This is a genomic window from Streptomyces odonnellii (assembly GCF_000981895.1).
Lineage (GTDB): Bacteria > Actinomycetota > Actinomycetes > Streptomycetales > Streptomycetaceae > Streptomyces > Streptomyces odonnellii.
The window spans coordinates 1-4,852 of the sequence record NZ_LATD01000604.1 but is presented as its reverse complement, the minus strand read 5'-3'; the positions used below and the strand labels follow the sequence as shown (position 1 = coordinate 4,852).

Here is a 4,852-nt window from a genome sequence, read left to right as displayed (position 1 = left end):
ACACACCGACGACACCGCACACCAGTCCGACGACCGCGGCGACCGCGAACGCACGCTACATGAAGGGGAGTTGCCAGGGCTCCAGCAGAAACTCCATCATGTCGTCACCACCTTGGCGGGGGTGGAAGCGGAGCCGGAACCAGAACCAGAACCGGTGGCGGTGGCGGTGGCGGTGGCGGTGGCGGTGGCGGTGGTCGAGGCTGTCCCGTTGATCGCCCGGTCCAGTCCGAAGGCCCGCAGCATCTGCTCCGTGTCCGAGAGCAGTCCGGGACCGCCCTCGGCCACCACACTTCTGTTGAGCAGCACCACGCGCGTGCAGGCGCGGGCCGCCGCGGCCAGGTCGTGGGTGGTCATCAGCAACGCCCGCCCCTCCCGCGCCAGCCTCGCGAGCAGGTCACCGAGCACGTCCTGTGTCGGTACGTCGACTCCGGTGAACGGCTCGTCCAGCAGCAGTACGTCCGGCTCGGTGGCCAGGGCGCGGGCCACCAGGACCCGCTGCCGCTGTCCGCCCGACAGCTCACCGACGGGGCGCCTCCGCAGCGCGGTCAGCCCCGTACGCTCCAGCGCCTCGTCGACGGCGGCCCGGTCGCGGGCCCCGGCTCGCCGCAGCCAGCCGATCTGCCGGGTACGTCCCGAGAGCACGGCACCCCGCACATCGACGGGGAAGTCCCAGGCGAACTCGTGCCGTTGGGGCACGTAACCGATACGCGCCCGCGCGGTGACAGTGCCGGATGCCAGGGGCAGCAGGCCGAGGACCGCCCGTAGCAGCGTCGTCTTCCCGGCGCCGTTCGGCCCGAGCAGCCCGACGAGTTCGCCCTCGCGTACCACGAGTCCCGCCTCGCACACGGCGAGGCGTCCGCCGAGTCGCACGGAGACGGCGTCGACGGTCAGTGGCGCGGGCGCGGGCGGGGCCGAGTCGGCGGGTTCAGCGGTAGGAAGGGCCGTGGGCGCGGTGGGCACGCCCGCGGGCGTGTCGCCGGACGGACCGGCAGGTACGTCGGCCGGTGTCATGCCGTCCCCCGCCGGCCGCGCCGTGTCACGACCACAAAGCCCGTACCGGCCGCCGCGAGCCCGGCCGCCGTCACGCCGATCAGCAGAAGTCCATCGGCCCCGGTATGTGCCATCGCCCCGGACGTCCCGCCGTCCGCCGTCCGCGCCCCGTCACCACCGGCCCCGTCATCGCCGCCACCGTCATTGCCGGACGACGAAGCCCCGCCGTCGGCACCGGAGTCCGTTCCCGGCTCTCCGCCGCCTGGCGAATCGGGTGAGGCGTCACCCGGATTGCCCGTGCCGCCGCCGGACTGAACCGTGTTCGGATCGGTCGCCCCCACCACGAAGGCCACCGTCTCCGTGTCGCTGACCGGACTCCCGTTCGCGAGTGTGCCCGACATGGTGAACGTCAGCCGGTACACGCCCTCCTTGCCGAAGGCCCAGCCGCCGTGCGCGTGCGTGTTCTGCGGTACGTCGAAGGTGTCGGGCACACCGTCGCCGCTGTTGAAACGGATGGTCGCGCCGGACATCCCGTCGTAGTTGTACAGCGCGAAAACACCGGGTCCTTCGGCCTTGGCCAGCTTGAATCCGACAGTGCCCTTCGTCTTCCCCGGCTCGATGTTCTCCGTGGACCAGCCGGGCCACAACTGCCCGTCCTGCTGGACCTGGTCGAGCAGCCACACCGGGTCGCCAGGCCTGCCCAGGAACGCGAAGTCGTCGCCGTCCGGGATCTCCTTCCTCGCGGCGGGCTTGACGTGCAGAACCACGGACGACGGCTCCCGCCAGGTCGTCTTCCCGGCCACCGTGCCGTCCTTGATGTGGATCTGCATCTTCCCGTCGACGACGCGGGCTGCGAAGTCGATGTGCCCGTTGTCGAGCACCTTCTCGGTGGTGTCGGCCTTTCCCTCGGCCCTGCCCTCGGTGCTCTCCTGGGCGAGCCGCGCCTCCGACACCTGCGTCTGTGCTTCCGAGAACTGTCTCGCCGCCGAAGTCAGTGCGTGCGCGGGGCTTTCCGGTGCATGGCTCGACGCGGGGGCCGCCGTGCCCGCAGCGTCCTGGTGAGCCGCCGGCGGAACTGACGGCCGGGACGGCATCGCGGGAATGTGCGGCGCGGTGTCGCCCCCGACCCGTACCTCGTACCGTACGGACGCCGCGAGCGCCTTCCCGTCCCGTTCCCGCGCGGCCGCAGTGAACGTCAGTGTGTACGCCCCGGCCGCGCCGAAGGCCCACCGGGTGTCGCCGCTCGCGCCGGTCGGCAGGTCGTAACCGTCCGGCAGACCGTCCGAGCTGTCGAACCGCACCGTCGGCCGCGCGCCCGTCGTCTCGTACACGGCGACCGTGCCGGGCCCTTCCACGGCAGCGAGCGACCAGCGCACCGTGTCGTCCCGTACGCCGCCCGGCGCGATGCCCGAGGTGTCCCACGGCGCGTCCGTGATCTCCCAGACCGGTGTGCCCGGTGCGCCGAGGAAGGCGTACGCGGAGTCGTCCGGGACCGGCGTCCGGTGTGTGTCGTCGATCGCGACGAGCCCGCCGCGCCCCAGTCCGAGCCCCCGCTCCCCGAGAGTGACCCGCGCCTGCGGAACCGCCGCGACCGCCTCCGGAGCGCCGGTGGCCGCCTGAGCGGTGGGCCCGTTGCCCGGTATCACCGCGACGGCAACGGCCATCGAAGCGGCAGCGGCCGCCACGAGTCGTACGCCGGTCCCCTTGCGCGCACCACCGGCACTACTGACACCACCAGCACCACCGGCCCGAAGCGCACCCCATGTGTTGTGTCCGTCGTGTGTGTCCCGTTCGCCCGTCACCATCAGCCAGTCCTCCCCAGGCACCGGGCCAGCTCGCCCGCGTTGTGCCGCATCATCGATATGTAGTCGTGGATCTTGTCGTCGAACGAGTCGCCGTAGATGGTGCAGACCCGTACGCCCTCGTCCTCGGCGACCCGGCGCAGCACATCGGCGCGCGCGGCGAGATTCGGTTCCAGGAAGACGGCCGGGACCCGTTTCTCGCGGATGGTGTCGCCGAGCGCGCGCACCTCGGCCGCGCTCGGTTCCTGGCTGGGAACGGGTACGACGAAGCCGACGACCTCCATGGCGTACGCCTTCGCGAGATAGCCGAAGGCGTCATGGGTGGTGATGAGCTTGCGGCGGTCCGCCGGGATGGCCGCGAGCCGTCGGGCGACCTCCAGGTCCAGCGCGCCGAGCTGCTTCAAGTACCGTGCCGCATTGGCCTCGTAGACCTTGCGGCCTTCTGGGTCGGCCTTGATCAGTTCGGCCTCGATGCGTCGTACGTACGCCTCGGCGTTGGCGACGTCCTCCCAGGCGTGCGGGTCCAGATCGCCGTGCACATGCTTGCCCAGCACGGCCTGCGGCAGCACCCACACATCGGCGCCGGGCGTTCCGAGGAACCGGAAGGCGTCCCCCTCCGGCACCCGCGCCCTGGCGCGATCCGGCACGGACATCACCACCTCGCCGGCCGGGTGATGGGTGCGTTCCCCGGTCTCCGGGTCGTCGACGCGTACGTACACCTGGCCCTTCTCGGCGTTGAGCGCGACGTCGGCGTGCCCGCTGTCGAGGACCGTACGGCCGCTGGGCGCACCGGGTGCCGCCGACGGAGCGGATGCCCCCGGCGCGCCGGACCCGGCCGGTGAGCCGCCGACCTCGAAGGTCACCGTGCCGCGCCCGATCTCCGCGGTCTTCCCGTCGAGCGTCTCGGTCCGGCCTTCGACCGTCAGCCGGTACGTTCCGGGCTCGCTGAACGACCAGTTGACATGTGTATGGGCCTCGGGCGGCAGAGCAAAGGAGTCCTTCGCGTCAAAGCCGTCCGTGGAGTCGACATAGCTCGTGGGCCGGCCGAGTGTGTCCGTCAGATATACGTGCAGGTCACCGGGTCCCGTCAGGCCGACGGCGGTCGTACGCACCTGGGAACCCTCGCCCGCGACCTCGCCCTCCACCGCCCAGCCCAGCCAGAGCACATCGAGTCCGAGGTCCTCCTTGAGCTTGATCACCGAGCCGCCGTACTTCTCCAGCGTCTCCGTGATGGCCACCTTCGGAACGCCCTCGCGGGTGTTGGTGTGGACCATCTTCATGATCCCTGGCTCTTCGAGCAGCAGTCCGTTGCTGAACACGAGATCGGCCCGTGCCACCTTGGCCGCGTCTCCGGGGCTGGGCTCGTACGAATGAGGGTCGCCGTGGTGCGGCACGATCGACGTCACATCGACCCGGTCGCCGCCGACCTGGCCGACCAGGTCAGCGATGATGGCGGTGGTGGCCGAGACGGTCAACGCGCTGTCGGACGCGCCTGGTTGTGAGCGTCCGCTGCACGCGGTGAGCAGTGCGGACACCACGACCAGCGCGGCGGACATGCGGAGTGGGGCCCGCATCGGGCTCCTCCCTTTCCTGGGTGTGGAGGGGCGGGGCGTGGACGGCGTGTGCCCCGGGTCTCCTGGACGGGGCCCCGGGGCAGGGCACTCGTCGGCACGGCCCCGGGGCAGGTGTCACGCCTGTTCGGGCTCTCCGCCCGGGGCACGCGTACGGTCACGCGTACGGTGGCGTCGGCGTACGGCGAGGAACGCGACGCTCCCCGCCGCGACAGCGGCGACGGCCGCCGCGAGGGGCACGAGCACACCGGCTCCCGTCGCGGCGAGCCCGCCCTGCGGGGACGTACCGCCGCCGGACGGACCGCCGGAACCCGGGGCACCGCCGGAGCCGGGGACCGACGGGCTGCCCGAGGGGGTGTCCGGCGAGTCGCCCGGCGGATTGCCGGACCCGCCCGGATCGCCCGTCGTGACGGACGGCGCGGGGGAATCCGAGGGTGTTACGGAGGCCGAGGCGGTGGGTCCGCCCCCGTCTCCTCCCCCGTCCTCGCC

Annotated in this window: 3 protein-coding genes and 1 pseudogene; all 4 read right to left on the bottom strand. The window is 72.0% G+C overall.

The window, feature by feature from the left end:
• Positions 1 to 96: 96 nt before the first annotated feature.
• Complete coding sequence (locus WH07_RS35570) at positions 97 to 1,011, bottom strand: anchored repeat-type ABC transporter ATP-binding subunit (RefSeq protein ID WP_063775893.1); 915 nt, start codon at positions 1,009 to 1,011, stop codon at positions 97 to 99.
• Entirely contained in the window at positions 1,008 to 2,654 is a 1,647-nt protein-coding gene (locus WH07_RS35565) for a TIGR03773 family transporter-associated surface protein (RefSeq protein WP_052744676.1), read from the bottom strand. The genes WH07_RS35570 and WH07_RS35565 overlap by 4 nt, the downstream gene beginning before the upstream one ends.
• A gap of 140 nt (positions 2,655 to 2,794) precedes the next feature.
• Positions 2,795 to 4,366: an anchored repeat ABC transporter, substrate-binding protein gene (locus tag WH07_RS35560; protein WP_046509356.1), complete on the bottom strand. Its 1,572-nt coding sequence runs from the start codon at positions 4,364 to 4,366 to the stop codon at positions 2,795 to 2,797.
• A 114-nt stretch (positions 4,367 to 4,480) separates the two neighbouring features.
• A pseudogene (locus WH07_RS35555) lies at positions 4,481 to 4,852 on the bottom strand (hypothetical protein); the annotation flags it as partial.

What these genes read in the sequence shown, in the direction of transcription:
- WH07_RS35570 (WP_063775893.1), bottom strand. Translation starts at nt 1,011, where the DNA reads ATGACACCGGCCGACGTACCTGCCGGTCCGTCCGGCGACACGCCCGCG.
- WH07_RS35560 (WP_046509356.1), bottom strand. Translation starts at nt 4,366, where the DNA reads ATGCGGGCCCCACTCCGCATGTCCGCCGCGCTGGTCGTGGTGTCCGCA.
- WH07_RS35565 (WP_052744676.1), bottom strand. Translation starts at nt 2,654, where the DNA reads ATGGCCGTTGCCGTCGCGGTGATACCGGGCAACGGGCCCACCGCTCAG.